General features: G+C 74.1%; 18 protein-coding genes and 1 tRNA gene. 7 read left to right on the forward strand and 12 right to left on the reverse strand.

Going from position 1 to position 22,040, the window contains the following annotated elements; translation table 11 throughout:
- Positions 1 to 258 precede the first annotated feature (258 nt).
- Positions 259 to 1,029, forward strand: coding sequence for a response regulator transcription factor (locus tag CP968_RS19835; protein WP_150519281.1), 771 nt, complete (start codon positions 259 to 261; stop codon positions 1,027 to 1,029).
- On the opposite strand, the gene CP968_RS19840 is transcribed toward CP968_RS19835, so the two are convergent.
- Positions 988 to 1,485, reverse strand: coding sequence for a MarR family winged helix-turn-helix transcriptional regulator (locus CP968_RS19840; RefSeq protein WP_150519282.1), 498 nt, complete (start codon positions 1,483 to 1,485; stop codon positions 988 to 990). The two genes, CP968_RS19835 and CP968_RS19840, sit on opposite strands and share 42 nt — an antisense overlap.
- A 160-nt stretch (positions 1,486 to 1,645) precedes the next feature.
- On the opposite strand from CP968_RS19840, the gene CP968_RS19845 reads away from it, so the two are divergent.
- Positions 1,646 to 2,527, forward strand: a complete 882-nt coding sequence (locus CP968_RS19845; RefSeq protein WP_150519283.1) for a trans-aconitate 2-methyltransferase — start codon at positions 1,646 to 1,648, stop codon at positions 2,525 to 2,527.
- A gap of 139 nt (positions 2,528 to 2,666) precedes the next feature.
- Here the strand turns inward: CP968_RS19845 and CP968_RS19850 are convergent, their stop codons facing one another.
- A complete protein-coding gene (locus tag CP968_RS19850) occupies positions 2,667 to 3,341 on the reverse strand; it encodes a TetR/AcrR family transcriptional regulator (RefSeq protein WP_150519284.1) in 675 nt (224 codons plus the stop codon).
- Positions 3,338 to 4,318 (reverse strand): acyl-CoA desaturase, encoded by a 981-nt coding sequence (locus CP968_RS19855; protein WP_150519285.1) that lies wholly within the window; start codon positions 4,316 to 4,318, stop codon positions 3,338 to 3,340. Before CP968_RS19855 ends, CP968_RS19850 begins: the two co-directional genes overlap by 4 nt.
- Positions 4,319 to 4,796: 478 nt before the next feature.
- Between CP968_RS19855 and ppc the strand changes: the two genes are divergently transcribed.
- Positions 4,797 to 7,559 (forward strand): phosphoenolpyruvate carboxylase, encoded by a 2,763-nt coding sequence (gene ppc / locus CP968_RS19860; RefSeq protein WP_189828814.1) that lies wholly within the window; start codon positions 4,797 to 4,799, stop codon positions 7,557 to 7,559.
- A gap of 76 nt (positions 7,560 to 7,635) precedes the next feature.
- On the opposite strand, the gene pth is transcribed toward ppc, so the two are convergent.
- The 5 genes from pth to CP968_RS19885 all read right to left on the reverse strand — a co-directional run bounded on the left by pth (position 7,636) and on the right by CP968_RS19885 (position 11,824).
- On the reverse strand, positions 7,636 to 8,226 hold the full coding sequence (pth, locus tag CP968_RS19865; RefSeq protein ID WP_150519286.1) for an aminoacyl-tRNA hydrolase: 591 nt from the start codon (positions 8,224 to 8,226) through the stop codon (positions 7,636 to 7,638).
- 91 nt (positions 8,227 to 8,317) lie between these two features.
- A complete protein-coding gene (locus CP968_RS19870) occupies positions 8,318 to 8,899 on the reverse strand; it encodes a 50S ribosomal protein L25/general stress protein Ctc (RefSeq protein ID WP_150519287.1) in 582 nt (193 codons plus the stop codon).
- Between the two features lie 186 nt (positions 8,900 to 9,085).
- Positions 9,086 to 10,063 (reverse strand): ribose-phosphate diphosphokinase, encoded by a 978-nt coding sequence (locus CP968_RS19875; RefSeq protein WP_150519288.1) that lies wholly within the window; start codon positions 10,061 to 10,063, stop codon positions 9,086 to 9,088.
- A 134-nt stretch (positions 10,064 to 10,197) separates the two neighbouring features.
- Positions 10,198 to 11,643 (reverse strand): bifunctional UDP-N-acetylglucosamine diphosphorylase/glucosamine-1-phosphate N-acetyltransferase GlmU, encoded by a 1,446-nt coding sequence (glmU, locus tag CP968_RS19880; protein ID WP_150519289.1) that lies wholly within the window; start codon positions 11,641 to 11,643, stop codon positions 10,198 to 10,200.
- Positions 11,644 to 11,752: 109 nt separating this feature from the next.
- A tRNA-Gln gene (locus CP968_RS19885) sits at positions 11,753 to 11,824 on the reverse strand.
- A 170-nt stretch (positions 11,825 to 11,994) separates the two neighbouring features.
- Between CP968_RS19885 and CP968_RS19890 the strand changes: the two genes are divergently transcribed.
- Positions 11,995 to 13,287 carry a sensor histidine kinase gene (locus tag CP968_RS19890; protein WP_150519290.1) on the forward strand — a complete coding sequence of 431 codons (1,293 nt, stop codon included), beginning with the start codon at positions 11,995 to 11,997 and terminating at the stop codon, positions 13,285 to 13,287.
- A 105-nt stretch (positions 13,288 to 13,392) separates the two neighbouring features.
- Here the strand turns inward: CP968_RS19890 and CP968_RS19895 are convergent, their stop codons facing one another.
- Together CP968_RS19895 and CP968_RS19900 are read right to left on the reverse strand one after the other, a co-directional pair.
- Positions 13,393 to 13,929, reverse strand: coding sequence for an SUKH-3 domain-containing protein (locus tag CP968_RS19895; protein WP_150519291.1), 537 nt, complete (start codon positions 13,927 to 13,929; stop codon positions 13,393 to 13,395).
- A gap of 2 nt (positions 13,930 to 13,931) precedes the next feature.
- Entirely contained in the window at positions 13,932 to 14,396 is a 465-nt protein-coding gene (locus CP968_RS19900) for a YwqJ-related putative deaminase (RefSeq protein WP_150522014.1), read from the reverse strand.
- Between the two features lie 575 nt (positions 14,397 to 14,971).
- Between CP968_RS19900 and CP968_RS19905 the strand changes: the two genes are divergently transcribed.
- The 3 genes from CP968_RS19905 to CP968_RS19915 all read left to right on the forward strand — a co-directional run bounded on the left by CP968_RS19905 (position 14,972) and on the right by CP968_RS19915 (position 19,434).
- Positions 14,972 to 15,967, forward strand: coding sequence for an SMI1/KNR4 family protein (locus CP968_RS19905; RefSeq protein WP_150519292.1), 996 nt, complete (start codon positions 14,972 to 14,974; stop codon positions 15,965 to 15,967).
- A gap of 7 nt (positions 15,968 to 15,974) precedes the next feature.
- Complete coding sequence (locus CP968_RS19910) at positions 15,975 to 18,434, forward strand: SUKH-4 family immunity protein (RefSeq protein ID WP_150519293.1); 2,460 nt, start codon at positions 15,975 to 15,977, stop codon at positions 18,432 to 18,434.
- Between the two features lie 133 nt (positions 18,435 to 18,567).
- Complete coding sequence (locus tag CP968_RS19915; RefSeq protein WP_150519294.1) at positions 18,568 to 19,434, forward strand: DivIVA domain-containing protein; 867 nt, start codon at positions 18,568 to 18,570, stop codon at positions 19,432 to 19,434.
- 78 nt (positions 19,435 to 19,512) lie between these two features.
- Here CP968_RS19915 and CP968_RS19920 read toward each other — a convergent pair whose 3' ends face one another.
- A complete protein-coding gene (locus CP968_RS19920; protein WP_229885895.1) occupies positions 19,513 to 20,337 on the reverse strand; it encodes a hypothetical protein in 825 nt (274 codons plus the stop codon).
- Positions 20,338 to 20,400: 63 nt separating this feature from the next.
- The gene (locus CP968_RS19925; protein WP_229885952.1) at positions 20,401 to 21,921 is read right to left on the reverse strand and encodes an MDR family MFS transporter; all 1,521 of its coding nucleotides are present in this window, start codon (positions 21,919 to 21,921) and stop codon (positions 20,401 to 20,403) included.
- Positions 21,922 to 22,040: the final 119 nt, after the last annotated feature.

Genomic DNA, 22,040 nt, shown 5'->3' on the forward strand with positions numbered 1-22,040 from the left:
AAAGGCCCTTCCCGAGGGCCGCGCCGGTAAATCGCAGGGAAAACTTCTGCTATTCGGCCAACCACGAGCGACGACCGGGCCTACGCTGATGCGTGACACCGGTGGGGGCCGGTGTTGATTCAGGGGTCGAGAAACGTCGGGTACGGCGTCCGGTCCGGGGTAGTGCAGAGGTGTCTCGGCGGCGGCCGCGGCGACTGCGGATCACCCGGTCCGGGCGCCGTACCCGTCGTCGTCCGTTCCCCTACCCTTGGGGGTCTTGTGGTTCGTATCCGGGTTCTCGTCGTCGACGATCACCGCATCTTCGCCGAATCGCTCGCAGCCGCACTCGCGGCCGAGCCGGACGTGGACGTGTCCGCGGCCGGCAGCGGCCCCGCCGCGCTGCGCTGCCTCGAACGCGCGGTGGCCGAGGGCCGCCGCTTCGACGTCCTGCTGGTCGACGCCGACCTCGGCATCGTCGCCGGGGCGGTCCCCGCCCGGCGCGAGCCGGGCTCCGGGCCACCGTCGCTCGCCGTCGCGGACGGCATCTCGCTGGTCGCGGGGGTGCGGGTGTCCCACCCGGGGGTCCGCACGGTGGTCCTCGCCGAGCGGGACGACGCCCGGCGGGCCGCGCTCGCGCTGCAGGCCGGCGCCTCGGGCTGGGTGGCCAAGGACTGCTCCCTCTCGCGGCTGCTGGCCGTCATCCGCGGGGTGCTGCGCGAGGAGACCCACCTGCCGCCCGCCCTGCTGACCGGGGTGCTGCGCGAGCTGACCGCCGCGCGCAAGCACCGCACGGACAGCGAACGGCTCGTGGAGTCGCTGACCCCGCGGGAGCACGAGGTGCTGCGCTGCATGGTGGCGGGGCTGGGCCGCAAGGACGTGGCGGCCCGGCTGTTCCTGTCCCCGCACACGGTCCGCACGCACATGCAGAACGTGCTCGGCAAGCTCGGCGTGCACTCCACGCTCGCGGCGGTGGCGCTGGCCCGCAGAGCCGGGGTGCGACCCGCGGAGCTAGCCGGGGATGTTGTCGAACGGAGCGGTCAGCTGGCGTAGCAGCGCGGCGAGGTCGCCGCGCTGGTTCTGCGAGAGCCGGGCCAGGATCGCCCGCTCCTGGGCCAGCAGCCCGGCGAGGGACTGGTCCGCGCGGTCCCGGCCCTCGGAGGTGAGGCGCACCAGGACCCCGCGGCGGTCGCTGGGGTCCGGGAGCCGCTCGACGAGGCCCTTCTTGGCGAGCCGGTCGATGCGATTGGTCATGGTGCCCGAGGTGACCAGGGTCTGGGTGAGCAGCTGCCCGGGGGAGAGCTGGTAGGGCGCGCCGGCCCGTCGTAGCGAGGTCAGCACGTCGAACTCCCACGGCTCCAGGCCGTGCTCGGAGAAGGCCAGTCTGCGGGCACGGTCGAGGTGGCGCGCGAGCCTGCTGACGCGGCTGAGCACCTCAAGCGGTTCCACGTCGAGGTCAGGGCGCTCCCGCCGCCATGCCGCGACCAGTCGGTCGACCTCGTCCTCCATGCCGATCAGTGTAAGGGGTCTGTCGATGTGAAGTCTCTTCACGTCATGCATCTTGAGGTCAAGTGTCTTGACGTCGAGATATAAAGGGGCCGACCATGGGCAGAGAGGGTGCCGGAACGGCTTCCGTCCCCACCCGACCCGCCAGCAGGGAGGCCCGCACATGCAGTCCGACACCGCACCGGCCCACACCGCTCCGGCCCCCGGGGCCCGGACGTCCGGCGCCCCCGGTCCCACCGTGCCCACCTGGGACCCCGGGCAGTACCTCCGGCACGCCGACCACCGCGCCCGCCCCTTCCTGGACCTCCTGGCCCGGATCCCCGAACCGCCCGGCCGGCCCGCGCGCATCGCCGACCTCGGCTGCGGCCCCGGCAACGTCACCGCGCTGCTCGCCGATCGCTGGCCCGAGGCCCGCATCAGCGGCTTCGACCTCTCCCGCGAGATGCTGGAGCGCGCCACCGCGGAGCACGCCGGCCCCACCGCCGGCGGCGGCAGCCTCGACTTCCACCCGGCCGACCTCGCGCACTGGATCCCGGAGGAGCCCTACGACCTGATCGTCTCCAACGCCGCCCTCCAGTGGGTCCCCGGCCATCCCGGGTCCTTCGCCGCCTGGATCGGCTGGCTGCGCCCCGGCGGCACCTTCGCCTTCCAGGTCCCCGGCAACTTCGCCGCCCCCAGCCACGCCCTGCTCGCCGAGCTCTGCGAGTCCCCGCGCTGGCGCTCCCGCCTCGGCGGCCACGGCGCCCGCTCCGTCCACCAGCTCGACCCCGCCGCGTACCTCGACCGCCTCACCGGCCTCGGCTGCACCGCGGACGTCTGGGAGACCACCTACCACCAGCTGCTGCACGGCCCCGACCCGGTGCTCGACTGGGTCAAGGGCACCGCCCTGCGCCCGGTGCTCACCGCCCTCGGCGACGACCGGCCGGCCGTGGAGGCCTTCCTCGACACGTACCGGGAGCTGCTGCGCGAGGCCTACCCGTCCGGCCCGCGCGGCACCGTCTTCCCGTTCCGCCGCATCTTCGCCGTCGCCCGCAGGGACGCCTGACCGGCGACCGCGGGCCGGCCGACGGGTGAACGGCCCAACCGCCCAACCGCCCGGACGGACGACGGCGCCCCGTCACCGGGCCTGCCGGTGACGGGGCGCCGTCGCAGCCGCCGGGCCCCGCGCGCACGCGGGACGGGGCTCAGCTCTTGCGGCGGCCCACCAGCTGCGGCTTGGACTCCAGCTTGTCCAGCCCGTGCCAGGCCAGGTTCACCAGGTGCGCGGCGACCTCCGCCTTCTTCGGCCGGCGCACGTCCAGCCACCACTGCCCGGTCAGCGCCACCATGCCGACCAGCGCCTGCGCGTACAGCGGTGCGAGCTTCGGATCGAAGCCGCGGGCCTTGAACTCCAGGCCCAGGATGTCCTCGACCTGCGTCGCGATGTCGCTGATCAGCGAGGCGAAGGTGCCCGTCGACTGCGCGACCGGCGAGTCCCGCACGAGGATGCGGAAACCGTCCGTGTACGACTCGATGTAGTCCAGCAGCGCGAACGCCGCCTGCTCCAGCAGCTCCCGCGGGTGCCCGGCCGTCAGCGCGCCCGTCACCCCGTCCAGCAGCTGGCGCATCTCGCGGTCCACGACGACCGCGTACAGGCCCTCCTTGCCGCCGAAGTGCTCGTACACCACCGGCTTGGACACCCCGGCCTTCGCCGCGATCTCCTCCACCGACGTGCCCTCGAAGCCCTTCTCCGCGAAGAGCGTCCGGCCGATGTCCAGCAACTGCTGACGCCGCTCCGCGCCCGTCATCCGGACCCGTCGGCCGCGCCTGGGCTTGTCACTGCTGGGATTGCTGCCGTCGATCGCCACGCCCCCCATCATGCCGGGTTCGGCTCGTCATCCCTGCGCCGGGCGTCGATGCGGGCCGCCGAGGGCCAGCGCACGTCCGTCGCCCAGCCCAGCTGCTCGAACCAGCGGATCAGCCGCGCGCTGGAGTCGACCTGGCCGCGCAGCACCCCGTGCCGGGCCGAGGTCGGGTCGGCGTGGTGCAGGTTGTGCCAGGACTCCCCGCACGACAGCACCGCCAGCCACCACACGTTGCCCGAGCGGTCCCGGGACTTGAACGGCCGCTTGCCCACCGCGTGGCAGATCGAGTTGATCGACCACGTCACGTGGTGCAGCAGCGCCACCCGCACCAGCGAGCCCCAGAAGAACGCCGTGAACGCGCCCCACCAGGACATCGTCACCAGGCCGCCGACCAGCGGCGGGATCGCCAGCGAGAACATCGTCCAGAAGACGAAGTCGCGCGAGATCCGGCGGATCGCCGGGTCCTTGACCAGGTCCGGGGCGTACTTCTGCTGATCGGTCTGCTCCTCGTCGAAGAGCCAGCCGATGTGCGCCCACCACAGCCCCTTCAGCAGCGCCGGGAGCGTCTCGCCGAACCGCCACGGCGAATGCGGGTCGCCCTCGTGGTCGGAGAACTTGTGGTGCTTGCGGTGGTCCGCCACCCAGCGCACCAGCGGACCCTCCACCGCCATCGACCCCATCACGGCGAGGGCGATCCGCAGCGGCCGCTTCGCCTTGAAGGAGCCGTGCGTGAAGTAGCGGTGGAAACCGATGGTGATCCCGTGGCACGCCAGGAAGTACATGAAGACCATGAGGCCGAGGTCCAGCCAGCTCACCCCCCAGCCCCAGGCCAGCGGGACGGCCGCCAGCAGCGCCAGGAAGGGAACGGTGATGAACAGCAGGAGGGCGATCTGCTCGACGGACCGCTTGCTCTCGCCGCCCAGGGTCGCGGACGGCGCGGAGGTGTCGGAGGGCGTCGAGGCGTCCTCGATCAGATCGGGACTGGTGGTCAATGGGGGTCCCCTGGGGGGTGAGGAGTCGGCGGAGTGGGCGCCACCCGGCGGTGCCGGGGAGAACCGGAAGCTCGGAGAGCACGGACCCTACGGACCCGTAACCTACGGCATCGTAAGTATGGCAAAGCAGGGGCCGACAGCAACAGGACCACGGCCGTGACGGCGCCGTACGGACCGCGTGCGCGCCGCGCACGCGCCGTGCACCACCCGTCCACGTGCCCCACCCGCCCCCGCCGCATCCGCCCCCCCGCCCCGCCGCCGCGACCCGCCCGCCCCGCCGCGACCCCGCCCGCCCGACGGCCCGCGGCCCGCCCTGCGAGACACCTGACCGGACCGGCGCCCCGGACACCTATCCTGTTGTCGTCGGACAGCGCGGTCCGCACGGGCAGCCCGAGCTGCGCATCAGGAGCGGCCACGCCGCGCGCGCACCGGGAGCCCACCGCCCAGTAGCGCTCGAACACTGCAAGGAGCCGCACCTGTGAGCAGTGCTGACCAGGCCCCCCAGGGCCAGGCCCCCGTCACCCCGGCCGCCACCGCCAACGCAGAACTGCGCGCGGACATCCGCCGGCTCGGCGACCTCCTCGGCGAGACCCTCGTACGCCAGGAGGGCCAGGACCTCCTCGACCTCGTCGAGCGCGTCCGCGCCCTGACCCGCACCGACGGCGAGGCCGCCGCCGAGCTGCTCGGCGACACCGACCTGGAGACCGCCGCCAAGCTGGTGCGCGCCTTCTCCACCTACTTCCACCTCGCCAACGTCACCGAGCAGGTGCACCGCGGCAAGGAGCTGCGCGCCCACCGCGCCGCCGAGGGCGGCCTGCTGGCCCGTACGGCCGACATGCTCAAGGACGCCGACCCCGAGCACCTGCGCGAAACGGTCCGCAACCTCAACGTCCGCCCCGTCTTCACCGCGCACCCCACCGAGGCGGCCCGCCGCAGCGTCCTCAACAAGCTGCGCCGCATCGCCGCCCTCCTGGAGGAGCCCGTCACCGGCGCCGGCGACCGCCGCCGCCACGACCTGCGGCTCGCCGAGAACATCGACCTCGTCTGGCAGACCGACGAACTGCGCGTGGTCCGGCCCGAGCCCGCCGACGAGGCCCGCAACGCCATCTACTACCTCGACGAACTGCACGCCGGCGCCGTCGGCGACGTCCTGGAGGACCTCGCCGCCGAACTCCAGCGCGTCGGCGTCGAGCTGCCCCCCGGCACCCGGCCGCTCACCTTCGGCACCTGGATCGGCGGCGACCGCGACGGCAACCCCAACGTCACGCCCGAGGTCACCCGGGACGTGCTGATCCTCCAGCACGAGCACGGCATCACCGACGCCCTCGAACTCGTCGACTTCCTGCGCGGACTGCTGTCGAACTCCATCCGCTACACCGGAGCCACCGAGGAACTCCTCTCCTCCCTCCAGGCGGACCTCGAACGCCTCCCCGAGATCAGCCCGCGCTACAAGCGGCTGAACGCCGAGGAGCCGTACCGCCTCAAGGCCACCTGCATCCGCCAGAAGCTCGTCAACACCCGCGAGCGCCTCGCCAAGGGCACCGCGCACGAGGACGGCCGCGACTACCTCGGCACCGCCGAGCTGCTCACCGACCTCACCCTCATCCAGACCTCCCTGCGCGCGCACCGCGGCGCCCTCTTCGCCGACGGCCGGATGGACCGCACCATCCGCACGCTGGCCGCCTTCGGCCTCCAGCTCGCCACCATGGACGTCCGCGAACACGCCGACGCCCACCACCACGCGCTCGGCCAGCTCTTCGACCGGCTCGGCGAGGAGTCCTGGCGCTACGCCGACATGCCCCGCGACTACCGGCAGAAGCTCCTCGCCAAGGAACTGCGCTCCCGCCGCCCGCTCGCCCCCACCCCGGCACCGCTCGACGCCGCCGGCCGCAAGACCCTCGGCGTCTTCTCCGCCATCAAGGACGCCTTCGAGAAGTTCGGCCCCGAGGTCGTCGAGTCCTACATCATCTCGATGTGCCAGGGCGCCGACGACGTCTTCGCCGCCGCCGTCCTCGCCCGTGAGGCCGGCCTGCTCGACCTCCACGGCGGCTGGGCCAAGATCGGCATCGTCCCGCTGCTGGAGACCACCGACGAGCTGCGCGCCGCCGACGTCATCCTCGACGAGATGCTCGCCGACCCCTCCTACCGGCGCCTGGTCTCCCTGCGCGGAGACGTCCAGGAGGTCATGCTCGGCTACTCCGACTCCTCCAAGTTCGGCGGCATCACCACCAGCCAGTGGGAGATCCACCGCGCCCAGCGCCGCCTGCGCGACGTCGCCCACCGCTACGGCGTCCGGCTGCGCCTCTTCCACGGCCGCGGCGGCACCGTCGGCCGCGGCGGCGGCCCCTCCCACGACGCGATCCTCGCCCAGCCCTGGGGCACCCTCGAAGGCGAGATCAAGGTCACCGAGCAGGGCGAGGTCATCTCCGACAAGTACCTCGTGCCGTCCCTGGCCCGCGAGAACCTCGAACTCACCGTCGCCGCCACCCTCCAGGCCTCCGCCCTGCACACCGCACCCCGCCAGTCCGACGAGGCCCTGGCCCGCTGGGACGCGGCCATGGACACCGTCTCCGACGCCGCCCACGGCGCCTACCGCGCCCTCGTCGAGGACCCCGACCTGCCCGCGTACTTCTTCGCGGCCACCCCCGTCGACCAGCTCGCCGACCTCCACCTGGGCTCCCGGCCCTCCCGCCGCCCCGACTCCGGCGCCGGACTCGACGGCCTGCGCGCCATCCCGTGGGTCTTCGGCTGGACCCAGTCCCGCCAGATCGTCCCCGGCTGGTACGGCGTCGGCTCCGGCCTCAAGGCACTGCGCGAGGCGGGCCAGGACGACGCCCTCGCCGAGATGGGCGAGCGCTGGCACTTCTTCCGCAACTTCCTGTCCAACGTCGAGATGACCCTGGCCAAGACCGACCTGCGGATCGCCCGCCACTACGTCGACACCCTCGTGCCCGACGACCTCAAGCACGTCTTCGCCCGCATCGAGGCCGAACACGAGCTCACCGTCCGCGAGGTGCTGCGCATCACCGGCGGCGAGAAGCTCCTGGACAACCACCCGGTGCTCCAGCAGACCTTCTCCGTCCGCGACGCCTACCTGGACCCCATCTCCTACCTCCAGGTCTCCCTGCTGGCCCGCCAGCGCGCCGCCGCCGCCCGCGGCGAAGAAGCGGACCCGCTGCTGGCCCGCGCCCTGCTGCTCACCGTCAACGGCGTCGCCGCCGGCCTGCGCAACACCGGCTGACCGCCCGCACCACGGCGCACGGGAGCCCCCGCACCGAACGGTGCGGGGGCTCCCGTCGTACCGGGCCGCGCGGGCCCTACGTGTTGTACGCGGACTGCGCGCGCTCCAGGCCCTCGGAGATCAGGCACTCCACCGCGTCGGCCGCCCGGTCCACGAACCAGTCCAGCTCCTTGCGCTCCGTCGAGGAGAAGTCCTTCAGCACGAAGTCCGCCACCTGCATCCGGCCCGGCGGACGGCCGATGCCGCAGCGCACCCGGTGGTAGTCCGGCCCCAGCGACTTCGTCATCGACTTCAGCCCGTTGTGCCCGTTGTCCCCGCCGCCCAGCTTCAGCCGCAGCGTCGGGTAGTCGATGTCCAGCTCGTCGTGGACGGCCACGATCCGCTCCGTCGGCACCTTGTAGAAGTCGCGCAGCGCCGTCACCGGGCCGCCCGACAGGTTCATGTACGCCATCGGCTTGGCCAGCACCACCCGGCGGTTCGCCGGACCCGGCGGGCCGATCCGGCCCTCGACCACCTGGGCCCGGGCCTTGTGCGCCTTGAACTTCCCGCGGATCCGCTCCGCCAGCAGGTCGGCCACCATGAAACCGATGTTGTGGCGGTTGCCCGCGTACTCCGGTCCCGGGTTCCCGAGACCGACGATCAGCCAGGGCGCCGCGTCGTCCGACATCAAAAACTCCTTGAACGGGAACGACCGCCGCCCCGCTCCAGTGGAGCCGGACGGCGGCCGGTCAGCTACTGCCGGGAAGGCGGTGCGAGGCTCAGGCCTCTTCGCCCTCGGCCTCGGCGGACGGCTCCTCGGCCTGCGGGGCGACGACCTGCAGCACGGCGATGTCGCCGTCGACGGCCAGGGTGGTGCCCGACGGGAGGACCAGGTCCTTCGCGTGGATGGTGTCGCCGGCCTCCAGGCCCGCGATGGAGACGGTGACCTCGGTCGGGATGTGCGTGGCCTCGGCCTCGACGGAGATGGTGTTCTGGAGGGTCTCCAGCATGTTGCCGCCCGCGGCCAGCTCGCCCTCGGTGACGATCGCGACGTCGACGGTGACCTTCTCGCCCTTCTTGACGATCAGGAGGTCGACGTGGGAGATCGAACGCTTCAGGGGGTGACGCTGCACGGCCTTCGGGATGACCAGCTCGGTGCCGCCGCCCGCGATGTCCAGGGAGATCAGGACGTTGGGGGTGCGCAGCGCCAGCAGCAGGCCGTGGCCCTCGACGTCGACGTGCTTCGGGTCCTGGCCGTGACCGTAGATGACACCGGGGACCTTGCCGGCGACGCGGGCCTTGCGGGCGGCGCCCTTGCCGAACTGGGTGCGGACCTCGGCGGAAAGCTTGACCTCGGACATGCTCACTCCTCGTGGGGTGACGGAAATCGGAACTGGAGTCACCCGGCCGGAACGGCCTGCTACGAAGAGCGCGTCGATAACGGAGCGCCGGCACCCGCGCGAACAGGTACGGCCTCCCTCGCCGAGCAACTCGTGGAGTGTACCCGGGGAGGGAGGCCGTACCCAAAAGGATCTACCGCACAGCGGTTACTGCTGCTCCTCGAAGAGGCTGGTGACCGAGCCGTCCTCGAAGACCTCGCGCACCGCGCGCGCGACCATCGGGGCGATCGACAGCACCGTGATCTTGTCGAGCTCCAGGTCGGACGGGTCCGGCAGGGTGTTCGTGAACACGAACTCGCTCACCTTGGAGTTCTTCAGGCGGTCGGCGGCCGGGCCCGACAGGATGCCGTGCGTCGCCGTCACGATGACGTCCTCCGCACCGTGGGCGAACAGCGCGTCGGCCGCGGCGCAGATGGTGCCACCGGTGTCGATCATGTCGTCGACCAGGACGCAGACGCGGCCCTTGACCTCGCCGACGACCTCGTGGACGGTCACCTGGTTGGCGACGTCCTTGTCGCGGCGCTTGTGCACGATGGCCAGGGGGGCGTCCAGCCGGTCGCACCAGCGGTCGGCCACGCGCACGCGGCCGGCGTCCGGCGAGACGATCGTCAGCTTGGTGCGGTCCACCTTGGCGCCGACGTAGTCCGCGAGGACCGACAGGGCCGAGAGGTGGTCCACCGGGCCGTCGAAGAAGCCCTGGATCTGGTCGGTGTGCAGGTCGACCGTGAGGATGCGGTCCGCACCCGCGGTCTTCAGCAGGTCGGCGACCAGACGGGCCGAGATCGGCTCGCGGCCCTTGTGCTTCTTGTCCTGACGGGCGTAGCCGTAGGACGGGACGATCACGGTGATGGAGCGGGCCGACGCGCGCTTCAGCGCGTCGATCATGATCAGCTGCTCCATGATCCACTTGTTGATCGGAGCCGTGTGGCTCTGGATCAGGAAGCAGTCCGCGCCGCGCGCGGACTCCTGGAAGCGGACGTAGATCTCACCGTTCGCGAAGTCGAAGGCCTTCGTCGGCACGAGGCCGACTCCCAGCTGGTGCGCGACCTCCTCGGCCAGCTCGGGGTGGGCGCGGCCGGAGAAGAGCATGAGCTTCTTCTCGCCGGTCGTCTTGATCCCGGTCACAGCACTGTCTCCTCAGACGTGTTGAAAGCTGCTCGCCCCCGTGCGCGTCCGTCCCGCACACGGTGAGCCAGCCGAATTGCGTGCACCTATCACGGTACGCCGTCGCGGGCGCACCTGTTTCCGGTCAGTTCGCCTCAGCGACGGCCGGCGTCCTCCGGGGCCGCCGACTGCGCCGCGGTCGCGGCCGCGCTGCCCGGACGCTTGCGGGCCACCCAGCCCTCGATATTCCGCTGCTGGCCGCGGGCCACGGCCAGCGCACCGGCCGGCACGTCCTTGGTGATCACGGACCCGGCGGCGGTGTAGGCGCCGTCCCCGATCGTGACGGGTGCCACAAACATGTTGTCCGAACCCGTCTTGCAGTGTGAGCCGACGGTCGTGTGGTGCTTGTTCTCGCCGTCGTAGTTCACGAACACGCTGGCCGCGCCGATGTTGGTGTACTCGCCGATGGTCGCGTCGCCCACGTACGACAGGTGCGGCACCTTGGTGCCCTCGCCGATCGTCGCGTTCTTCATCTCCACGTACGTGCCGGCCTTGGCCTTCGCGCCGAGGCTGGTGCCCGGGCGCAGGTACGCGAACGGGCCCACGGTCGCCTCCGGGCCCACCGCGGCGCTGTCGGCCACCGTGTTGTCCACCCGGGCGCCCGCGCCCACGGAGGTGTCCCTGAGGCGGGTGTTGGGGCCGACCTCCGCGCCCTCGGCGACGTGGGTGGTGCCGAGGAGCTGCGTCCCGGGGTGGATCAGGGCGTCCTGTCCGAAGGTGACGGTCACGTCGACGAACGTGCTGGCCGGGTCCACGACCGTCACGCCCGCGAGCATGGCCCGCTCCAGCAGGCGCGCGTTCAGCAGCGCGCGGGCCTCGGCGAGCTGCACGCGGTTGTTGATCCCGAGGATCTGGCGGTGGTCGCCGCCGACCGCGGCCCCGACCCGGTGCCCGGCTTCGCGCAGGATGCCGAGGACGTCGGTGAGGTACTCCTCGCCCTGGCTGTTGTCGGTGCGGACCTTGCCGAGGGCGTCGGCGAGCAGGGCGCCGTCGAAGGCGAACACCCCGGAGTTGATCTCGCGGATGGCCCGCTGCCCGTCGGTGGCGTCCTTGTGCTCGACGATGCCCGTCACGGCCCCGTCGTCGCCGCGGATGATCCGCCCGTAGCCGGTGGAGTCGGGGACCTCGGCGGTGAGCACGGTGACGGCGTTGCCGTCCTCCCCGTGCGTGCGGGCGAGCTGCGCGAGCGTCTCGCCGGTCAGCAGCGGGGTGTCGCCGCAGACGACGACGACGGTGCCGGTGACGTTCCCGCCGAGCTCTTCGAGGGCCATCCGGACGGCGTGCCCGGTGCCGTTCTGCTCGTACTGGACGGCGGTGCGCACGTCGGCGTCGATCCCGGACAGGTGCGCGGCGACCTGCTCGCGCGCGTGCCCGACCACCACGACCAGCTCGGCGGGGTCGAGTTCACGGGAGGCGGCGACGACGTGACCGACGAGCGAGCGCCCGCAGATCTCGTGCAGGACCTTGGGAGTGGCCGACTTCATGCGGGTGCCTTCACCCGCTGCGAGTACGACGACGGCTGCCGGGCGGTTGGCGCTCACGGGTGGGCCCTTCGGCTTCGGGGGTGGACCCGTGAAGGATAGCGGGGGGCCCGAACCGCCCGACGAAGGCGGGTCCCGGCCGCGGAGGTCGGGACCCGAACGTGTGGAGCTCCCCCGCCAGGACTCGAACCCGGACATAAGGCACCAAAAGCCTCAGTGCTGCCAATTACACCACAGGGGATTATGCGCGACTAAACCGGACATCGGGGTCTGGTGGTCGAGTCGACGGCACCCACTATGCCGCACCACCACCCCTGGACGCGACGGTAAACGGCGCCGCTTCGGCCGATCGGTCCGGGCCCGCGCGTACGGGATCCGGGTGGGCCGGGGGGTCTGCGTAGGCTGGACGGCATGACCAGTACGGGGGATGTGGAAGGCCGCGCTGGGCCGCCTTTGTGGTGGGTGCGGCGGCGGGATGTCGTGGTGGACGGCGCGCTCGGCGCGGTGTCCGCCGTCGAGTGCGGGTGGGAAGGCGCGTCGTTCGCCCGCGAGGCCGGGCTGCCGGTCGCGGTCGGGGTGCTGTTCGGGATCGCGGTGGGGGCCGTGCTCCTGCTGCGGCGACGGTGGCCGATCGCCGTGGTGCTGGTCGGGATCGCCGTGGCGCCGGCCGCGATGGGTTTCCTGCTCGGAGTGGTGGGCCTGTACACGCTGGCCTCCTCCGAGGTGCCCCGGCGGATCACCGGCACGCTGGCCTCGATGTCGCTGGCCGCGACCTTCGTGGTGATGTACCTGCGCACCCGCGGTGACGTGGAGGCCGACCCGATGCTGGTCGTCGTCCTGTCCGGCTTCGTGGCGGTGGCGCTGACCGTGCCGCCGGTGCTGTTCGGGCTGTACGTCGGGGCCAGGCGGCGGCTGATGGAGAGCCTGCAGGAGCGGGCGGACTCCCTGGAGCGGGAGTTGTCGCTGCTGGCGGACCGGGCCGAGGAGCGGGCCGAGTGGGCCCGTACCGAGGAGCGGACCCGGATCGCGCGGGAGATGCACGACGTCGTCGCGCACCGGGTCAGCCTGATGGTGGTGCACGCCGCGGCCCTGGAGGCGGTGGCGCTGAAGGACCCGGCGCGGGCCGTGAAGAACGCCGCGCTGGTGGGGGACATGGGCCGGCAGGCGCTGACCGAGCTGCGCGAGATGCTCGGGGTGCTGCGGGCGGCCGAGAAGCCGAAGCCCGCCCCGGCGGCGGCCCCGGTCCCGGCCGGCGGCGGCGCCACGGCTGTCGTGGCGCCGCTGTCCGCGGCGCTGGTGGCGGTCTTCGACGACGGGCCCTCGCTCGGTGGGCTGGAGGAGCTCGTCGGGCAGTCGCGCGCGGCCGGGATGGCCGTGGAGGTGGTGGTGCAGGGCGAGGCCGCCGGGTACGCGGCGGAGCTGGAGCAGACGGCGTACCGGGTGGTGCAGGAGGCGCTGACCAACTGCCACAAGCACGCGCCCGGGGCGCGGGTGGTGGTGCGGCTGGCGCACCGGGAGGGGGAGGTGGCCATGCAGGTGGAGAACGGGCCCTGCGAGGGCCGGTCCGACGGCGTCGGCCTGCCGAGCGGGGGGAACGGCCTGGTCGGGATGCGGGAGCGGGTGCTCGCGCTGGGCGGGGTCTTCGTCTCCGGGCCGACGGACGCGGGCGGCTTCCGGGTGTCGGCGGTCCTGCCGGTGCGGTAGCGGGGTGCGGGGTGCGTGCCGGGGCCGGGCCCGGTGGCCGTGGCGGGCCGGGCCGGCGCGTGGTGGGGCGCGTGGTGGGGCGCGTGGTGGGGCGGGGCGTTCGGGTCAGGCGGTGGTGAGGCGGGTCGGCTGGAGGCCGGTCAGCAGGAGGGCGAGGGCGTCGTCGAGGCTCGCACCGAGGTACCAGTCGCCGCTGTGGTCGATGCCGTAGACGCGGCCCTCGGCGTCGATGGCCAGGTGGGAGTCCCCGTCGGCCTCGACGCCGAGCGGGCAGAGCCGGGTGGACAGGGCGCGGCCCAGGTCGGCGAAGGTGCGGGCCAGGTGGAGGCCGGTGAGGGGGTCGATGCGCACGGGAACCGGGGCTATCTGGCGGCCGGTTCCGGGGGCGGTCACGGTGAGCCCGCCGAATTCGGCCCAGGCCTCGACGGCGGCGGGGAAGACGGTGTGCCGGTGTCCGGCGGGGGTGGTGTGGTCCCGGAGGGCGCCGGCCCAGTACTCGGCCTGCTTGATGTCCCAGCGGCCGGGCTCCCACCCGGCGGTGCGCAGGGCGGAGTCGACGGCGACCGGGAAGCGGGTGGCCGAGGAGCGGTCGTAGGAGGCGGAGGCGGACCCCGTTGCGGCGGGGGTGGAGGCGCTGGTCATGGCTACTCGGCTGGGGTGAGGTCGACGGGGCGTACGCCGAAGTGGGAGAGGAGGGCGGCGCAGGAGCGGCAGGGGGGTGCGTAGTTGCCGTGGAGGGGGTCGCCGTCCTCGCGGATGTGGCGGGCGGTGATCTTCGAATGCTTCAGGGAGCGCCGGGCCTCGCTCGGGGTGAGGGGTTTGCGGGAGGCGCGCTTGGAGCGGGCGCCCTCGACGGTGGTGAGGTGGCGGGAGAGCAGGAGGGCTTCGGGACATCGGCCGGTGAAACGTTCGCGCTGGCCGCTGGTCAGGGTGTCGAGGAAGTCCTGGACGAGCGGGTGGAGCACGGGGGGCTGGTCGGCCTTGCCGGCGGTGCCGGTGAGGGTCTCGCCCCGTACGGAGAGGGCCGCGGCGACGGTCGGGAGGATGCCGTCGCGGCGGAAGCGCAGCACGGGCACGGCGGGGCGCCCGTCGGAGCTGCCCCAACGCAGGCGGGGGTCGCCGGCGGGCCCGGGCTCGGCTCCGGGGCCCGGTCCGCCGCGGCCCGTCGCGCCGCGCGGGTCGGCCGGGTGGGCCGGGCCTGCCGGGGCTCCCTGGGCTCCCGGCCCCGGAACCGACGCCCCGGCGGGGCTCGCGTTCCTCGCGCCGCCTCCCGGGCTCCCTGTGCCCGCGGGGTCCGCTGCCCCCGCGGGGCCCGGCGGGCGTGGCAGGCCGCCGGGTCCGCCGGGGCCGGGCGTGCCCGTGCCCGATGCCGTCGGTCCGGTCGGGGTCCCCGGTGTGGCCGGGCCTCCCGGGGCGGGGCCGGTCGGATCGGGCCGTGTTGCCGTGTGGTGCATGGTCGCGCTTTCCCTCCCGTGGCGGCGGTGGTGGCCGCTGTCGCGCACGCCCCCGTGCTGCGGGGACAGCCTGTCAAATGTCTCCCGTCCTGTGGAAGCTGGGTCGAATATTCGTATCAATTCGGATGTTCCCGGCCCCCGTGCGGGTGGTCCCGGCGCACGCGGGTGAGGCCCTTGCCCCAGCACTTAGGCTGTGGTGAACCAGCCAGATCCAGCAGGGGGCTACCGCCATGACGACAGGTCGGCTCGGGCAGCAGGCCGCGCCACCCAACGCCGCTTACTCGGGGCAGGTCGTGCATTTCCCGGACCCGGTCCGGGCCGCTCGGCATCCCCACGGCGTACGGATGGACGGCAACGGGCATCCGGACTTCTCCGCCTACGCGCGCGCGGCCGTGGAGATCGCCGAACCCCCCGAGGGCTTCGGCGTGGACGAACTGCGGCTGACGGACTACGTGTCCGCGAACGCGGCGATGCGCGCGGCCGGACACGAACTGTGGGACACGGTCGGCCCGGTGGCGACCCCGCACGGCTGGACCTGGCACCACGTGGCGGGCTCGCGGCGCATGGAGCTGGTCCCCGTCGAGGTGAAGGCGCTGCTGCGGCACCACGCGGGACTCGCGACGGCCCCGGTGGACCACGAGAAGCGCGGGACGCGGCCGCTGCAGGAGGCCCGCCCGGCGCACCTGGGACTGCCGAAGTCGGTGGTGTCGGTCGCCGAGGAGCAGGTGCAGGGCGTCGAGGAGGACCTCGGCTACCGGCTGCCGGAGGCGTACCGCTCGTTCCTGAAGGCGGCCGGCGGCTGCGCCCCGGTGGGCGCGGGGCTCGACGTCGACCTCGGTCTGCTGGTGGACCAGCCCTTCTTCACGGTGCGCGAGGAGGTGGCGGTCAACGACCTGGTGTACGTGAACAAGTGCCTGCGCGACCACCTGACGAAGGACTACCTGTGCGTGGCCTTCGTACAGGGCGGCCTGCTCGCGCTGAAGGTGCGGGGCGAGGGCAGCGGCTCCGTGTGGTTCTCCCCGTACGACGACGCGCGCGACCGGGACGGCTGGTCGGTGCAGGAGCGCGTGGAGCGGCTGTTGCTGCCGTGCGGCGGTGATTTCGACGCCTTTCTGGAACGGCTGGCGGGCAATCCGCCGGAGCTGGAGACGGTGGCCGGTCTGATGGTGGACGGCGGTTTCGCGCGTTCGGTTCCGGTGGCGCGAGCCGGTTCGGATGAGGGGTGACGGCGCGGTGGTGACGTTTGCGCAGGCGCAGGAGCGCGCCGAGGAGTGGATCAACGGCGAGGTGCCCGCGTACCAGCACCGCGAGGTGCGCGTACGGGAGTTCGGGCTCGGGTTCGTGGTGTGGGCGGAGGACCGGGCGGCCGGTCCGGTGTCCGGAGGTGGCCGCCAGCGGCTGGTCATCGCGCGCGACAGCGGGGAGGTGACGCTGTGGCCCGGGCTGCCGGTGGGTGAGGTGATCCGCCGGTACGAGGAGGAGTACGGGGCCGCTGCCGCGTCCGCGGCCTCGGAGGCTTCGGTGCCGCCGCCGCGGATCGACTCGGAGCAGACCTCGTTCATGCTGAGCCCCCCGGAGTGGCTCCAGGAGGCGGCGGACCGGGCGGGCATTCCGGGCGGCGACTCCGGGAGCGCCGGGAGTTCCGGCGGCTCCGGGAGCTCCCAGGGGTCCGCTTCCTCCTCTGCCCCCTCTTCCTCTTTCTCTTCTGCCTCCCCTGCTGCTCCGGAGCCGGCGGACCCGACCCCGGCGGCGCCCTCCGACGCCCCGCCGGGGTCGGCGGACGCGGTGCCGTTGCGGCGCGGCGGAGAGGTCCCGTACGAGCCGACCGCCAACGACGGGGTGCCGGCCCGGGTGCCGTCCGGGGCCACGCCGTGGGCCGGGACCGACGTCAACCCCGGCGCGGACGACGCGTCCGTGGCGCTGCCGGCGACCGTGTTCGCACCCCCGCTCTCCGGGTCGGACCAGGACGACGCGCCCGCGTCGGGCGTGGCCCCCGAGGCGCGGACCACGCTGATGCCGGGCGGCAGCCGGCTCCCGAGCACGGCCGTCGGGCCGGCCCTCGGATCGGACGCGGGCTCCATCGCCGACGCGCCGACCAGCAAGGCCCAGCTGTCCCGGCCCGGTTCGCGCGGGCCGGGGCAGCCGCCCGCGGCCCCCGGCGCGCCCGGTGCACCGGGCGGCGGGCAGGACCACGCGGCGACCGTGCTCGCGGGGCCCGGAGTACCGAGGCCGCCCGCCCCGCCCGGGGTGCCCGGCGAGGGCGCGCACCACGCGGCGACGATGCTCGCGGGGCCCGGGGTTCCGCAGCCGCCCGGTCCGCCGGGGACGCCCGGTGCGCCCGGTGCGTCCGGCGGCAGCGACGGGCGGGGCGGCGGGCTCGACCACGCCGCGACGATGCTCGCCGGACCGGGAGGGCCGCAGCCGCCCGGTCCGCCCGGCGCACCCGGGCGGCCGCCCGCCCCGCCCGGGGTGCCCGGCGGGGGCGCGCACCACGCGGCGACGATGCTCGCGGGGCCCGGGGTTCCGCAGCCGCCCGGTCCGCCGGGGACGCCCGGTGCGTCCGGTGCGTCCGGTGCGCGGGGCGGTCACGGCGGGTCCGGCGGCGGGCTCGACCATGCCGCCACCATGCTGGCCGGCCCGGCCGCGGGACAGCCGCCGGCCCCGCCCGGACCGCCGCCCGGCGGACCGGGCGCGCAGCCTCCGGCGCCGGGCGGGGTGCCCACGGTCGGCCCCGGCTACCAGGCCGTGCTCCGCTACCGCGCGCCCGACGGCTCCGAGCAGCAGCTCATCCGCCGCTCGGCGCCCGGTACCCCGCACCCCGAGTGGCAGATCCTGTACGAGCTGCGCGCCATGAACGTGCCGCCGCAGCAGGTGCTGGAGCTGCACACGGAGCTGGAGTCCTGCGAGCTGCCCGGCGGGTACTGCGCCCGGATGATCCGGGAGACGTGGCCGCAGGTGCGGATCACCAGCGTGGCCCCGTACGGCAAGGACCACGCGGGTCGCCAGCAGGGCGTGCGGCACCTGCTCACCCACCAGGGCGAGCTGCACCAGGTGGCGGACGGTCCGGCGCGCCCCGCGCCGGTGCGGGCGCCGCTGCCGCAGGTTCCGCTCCAGCCGGCGATCCCGCTGGAGGCCATCGCGCAGGAGCTGGTGGGGGCGTTCGGCCCGCAGGGCGTGTTCCGCTTCGACCAGCGCGCGGTGTCCCGGCAGGGCGTGCCGGACATCGTGGCGCAGACGCTGGTGTGGGCGGGCGTGCCGGTCGACTTCGGGCCGTTCTTCTGGGGGCAGGCGGTGCCGGGCCAGCCGGTGCCCACGCTGGCCGAGCTGGCCGCGCAGCGGCAGGTGCAGCCGGCGCCGGACGCGGGCTCGTACCTGGTGGTCGGCAGCGACTTCGGCAAGGCGCTGTGCGTGCAGTACGGCACCGCGCACATCGTCGCGGTGCCGGTGGAGGCCGGGCCGGGCGGTGGCCCGGTGCCGCCGCAGTTCGTGAATTCGAGCCTGCCGCAGTTCGTCCGCTCCCTCGCGATGCTGGGGCACATGTGGCGGCTGCGGCAGCACCTGACGCCGGAGCAGGCGGGCCGCTGGACCGTCGATTTCCAGGCGAATCTGGCGGGGCTCGACAGCGCGGCGCTGGCCTCGCCGGAGAGCTGGTGGTCGGTGCTGCTGGAGCAGATGTGGGACGGACTGCTCTGATCGGACACCGAACGGTGATCGCTTGACTGGCCGGGCCGAGACCCTCGCTCGGGGCCCCGGCCCGGCCATTCGGGCTTCTGCTGGCAAATGACGCATCCTTGACCGGAACCCCCGCGAGAGAGGCGCTTCCAGGATGAGTGGACCCATGGCGACGGTGCGCGGCCGCGGCTACCGCACGGACGAGGTCGACCGGTATCTCGCCCGGCTCACCGCCGGCCGCGACGAGGCCTGGGAGCGGGTGGCGCGGCTGACGGCGCTGGCCGAGGAGATGGAGGCGGAGGCGGCGCGGCTCCGGGAGGCGGTGTCCGCGCTGGCCCCGCAGACGTACGACGAGCTGAGCGAACGGGCCCGGCGGATCCTGCTGCTGGCGCAGGAGGAGTCGCGGGAGCTGCGCTCGGACGCGCGGGAGGCCGCGGCCGAGGCGCTGGCCGCCGCGCAGGCGCACGCCGAGCGGGTGGCGGAGCTGGCCCGGCACGACGCGGAGTCGGTGCGCGAGCAGACCGAGGTACGGGCCCGGCAGGGCCTGCTGCGGGCGCAGCGGGAGGCCGACGGCGCCCGGGCGGAGGCGCGGGAGGACGCGGAGGCGTGGCGGTCGCAGGCGCAGGCGGCGCTGGCGGAGGCGCACCGGCGGTCGCAGGCGCTGCTGGCGGAGCGCGAGCAGGAGCAGACGGACCGCTGGGACGCGTCGGAGCGGGAGCTCGCGGCGCGGGAGGCGGAGCAGGACGCGCGCCACGCGGAGGCCGAACGGCACGCCGAGGCCCGGCTGTCGGAGGCGCGTCGGCTGTTCGCCGAGACGGAGGAGTCGGCGCGGCACGGCCAGGAGGACGCGGAGGCCGCGGCCGCCGAGGTGATCGCCGGAGCCAGGGTGCTGGAGGAGCGGGTGGGGCGGGAGACGGACCGCATCCTGCGCGAGCACGAGGAGTCGCAGGAGGAGATGCGGGCGCACATGAACCACGTCCGCTCCAGCCTGGCCGCCCTGACGGGCCGCGCCCCGGCGTAGCGCGCGGGCCCGGCCCGGTCGGGAGGGGACGGCTCCCGGTCGGCGGGTCCGGCGGCGGGCCGGGGCCGCGGGCCGGGGTCAGAGGCCGGCGGACTCGTAGTGGTACGGGTCGCTGCGCAGCCCTCGGGTGGTGACCACCACCGTGAACGGGGGCGTCGCGCTGTCCGGGAGGGGTGCGGTCAGGGTGCCGGTCGCGGGGTCCGGGACGGCCGGGACGGCGGTGTCGTCCACGGTGACGCGGGCGGTGTCGGCGGTGAGGCCGCCGCCCTCGACCGTGAGCCGGTCGCCCCGGACGCTGACGTCGGTGATGACCGGGTTGGCTCGGGTGGCCACCTTGTTGAGCAGGTACGCGCCGGCGGGGGCGCCGGTCAGGGCCCAGATCTCGGTGGGCAGGGGCGGCAGGCCGGCGCCGACGTCGGAGAGGAAGAAGAGCACCACGTAGAGCAGGGTGACGGCGCTGAGCGCGACGTACTGGAGGTCGACGAGGTCGGTGCGCCCGCTGTCGTTCGCGATGAGCTCCCGCAGCGGCCGCCGTCCCGACGGGGTGGGCTTGGGGGCCGGTTTGGCCAGGGTGCCCCTCTCCAGGCGCGCGCCGACGACGGCCTTGGCCCCGATCAGGGCCGCGTACGGGCCGCCGAGCAGCGGCAGGTACACCGTCGTCAGGGGGGAGAGGGGGCCGTGCTCGCCCTCGAACCAGGCGGCGCCGCCGCCCGCGGTGAGGCCGTAGCCGAGGGTGGCGAGCAGCAGCCAGACCAGGACCACCGTCCAGGCGAGGGCCAGGGTCGTGGAGGTGGAGAGCCGGCCGTCGCGGCCGGTGACGAAGGCGGGACGGCGGCGGAGCCGGAGGGCGAGCGGTCCGGCCAGTGCGGCCAGCAGGGCCAGCGCGAAGAGTGCGGAAGTCATGTCGTCCCCCCGGAACGGTCGTGGTCGGCACGAGGGTCACCCACCGGGCCGGTCCATGACAAGTCAGTCCTCGCGCTGCTCCGGCAGGACGGGGAAGGTGCGCGGAGCGAGCAGCAGCAGGATCAGCAGCGCGACCAGACAGGCCGCGGCCGCCCCGAGGAAGATGTGGTCGACGGCGGCGGCCACGGCCGCGCGCAGGTGGTCGGCGGCGGCCGGCGGCAGCAGCCCCGGCCGGTCCAGGGCCTTCGACACGTCGTCCAGGCCGTCCGGCAGCCCGGGGACGCCGGCCAGCCGGTCGGCGAGGGTGGCGTTGGCGACGGCCGCGAGCAGGGCCGCTCCCACGCTCTGGCCGACCTGGCGGCAGAAGAGCACGGAGGCCGTGGTGGTGCCCCGTTCCGCCCAGCCGACGGTGGACTGCACGCCGATGATGAGCGGGAGTTGGAAGAGGCCGAGCGCGCCGCCCAGCAGCAGCATGACCAGCGCGGGCTGCCACGGCCGAGCGGGGTGCGGGAGCAGGGTGAAGGCGTAGAGGATCGCGGCGGCGAGGGAGATGCCGACCACGGCGGTGTCGCGGAAGCCGATGCGCCGGTAGAGGTGCTGGCTGAGGGCGGCGGACAGCGGCCAGCTGAGGGTCATCACGGACATGACGAACCCGGCGCCGATCGGACCGAGTCCCAGCACGGCCTGGGCGTACGTCGGCATGAACACCATCGGGGCCACGGTCAGCAGCCCGAACACCCCCATGGCCAGGTTGACGGCGGCGAGCGTGCGCCGGCGCCACACCCAGCCGGGCAGGACGGGCTCCGCCGCCCGCCGCTCCACCCGTACCACCACGGCGGCCAGGACGGCGCTCGCCGCCAGCAGTCCCAGGGAGGGCGCCGACAGCCAGGGCCAGGACACCCCGCCCTGGACGAGCGCGAAGAGCAGCACCCCGCCGCAGGCGAACACGGCCAGTGCCCCGGCCCAGTCGACCGGCCCGCGGCCGCCGCGGGACCGTACGGGCTCGACCAGGTGCCGGCCGACCATCCACCGGGCGAGGGCGGCGAGCGGGAGGTTGATCAGGAAGATCCAGCGCCAGTGCGCGTACGCGGCGAGCAGGCCGCCGAGCACGGGGCCGGCCACGGAGGAGGCGGCCCACACGCCGGACATGCGGGCCTGGATCCTGGGCCGGTCCTTGAGCGGGTAGAGGTCGGCGGCCAGGGTCTGGACCGTGCTCTGGAGGGCGCCGCCGCCCAGCCCCTGGACGATCCGGAAGGCGATGAGGGCGGCCATGTTCCAGGCGGCCGCGCACAGCAGGGAGCCGACGAGGAAGAGGGCTATCCCGAACAGGAGCACCGGCTTGCGGCCGAGGGTGTCGGAGAGCTTCCCGTAGACGGGCAGGGTGACGGTGACGGCCAGCAGGTAGCCGGAGAAGAGCCAGGAGAACACCGAGAAGCCGCCGAGGTCGCCCACGATCTGCGGGACGGCGGTGGCCACGATGGTGCTGTCCAGGGCGACGAGGGCCATGCAGAGCATGAGGGCGGCGACCACGGCCGTCGCCGGCCGCCCCGAACCCGCGCCCCCGACACCGCCGTTGGCCCGCACGCCACCCGCGTCCCCGACTCCGCTCGCGTCCCCGACTCCGCTCGCGTCCCCGGCACCGCCCGCGCCGCCGGTGGTACCCGCGCCCGCGGCGGACCGGGCGGCCGGGTCCGCACCCGTGT

The sequence above is a fragment of the Streptomyces subrutilus genome (assembly GCF_008704535.1).
Classification (GTDB): Bacteria; Actinomycetota; Actinomycetes; order Streptomycetales; family Streptomycetaceae; genus Streptomyces; species Streptomyces subrutilus.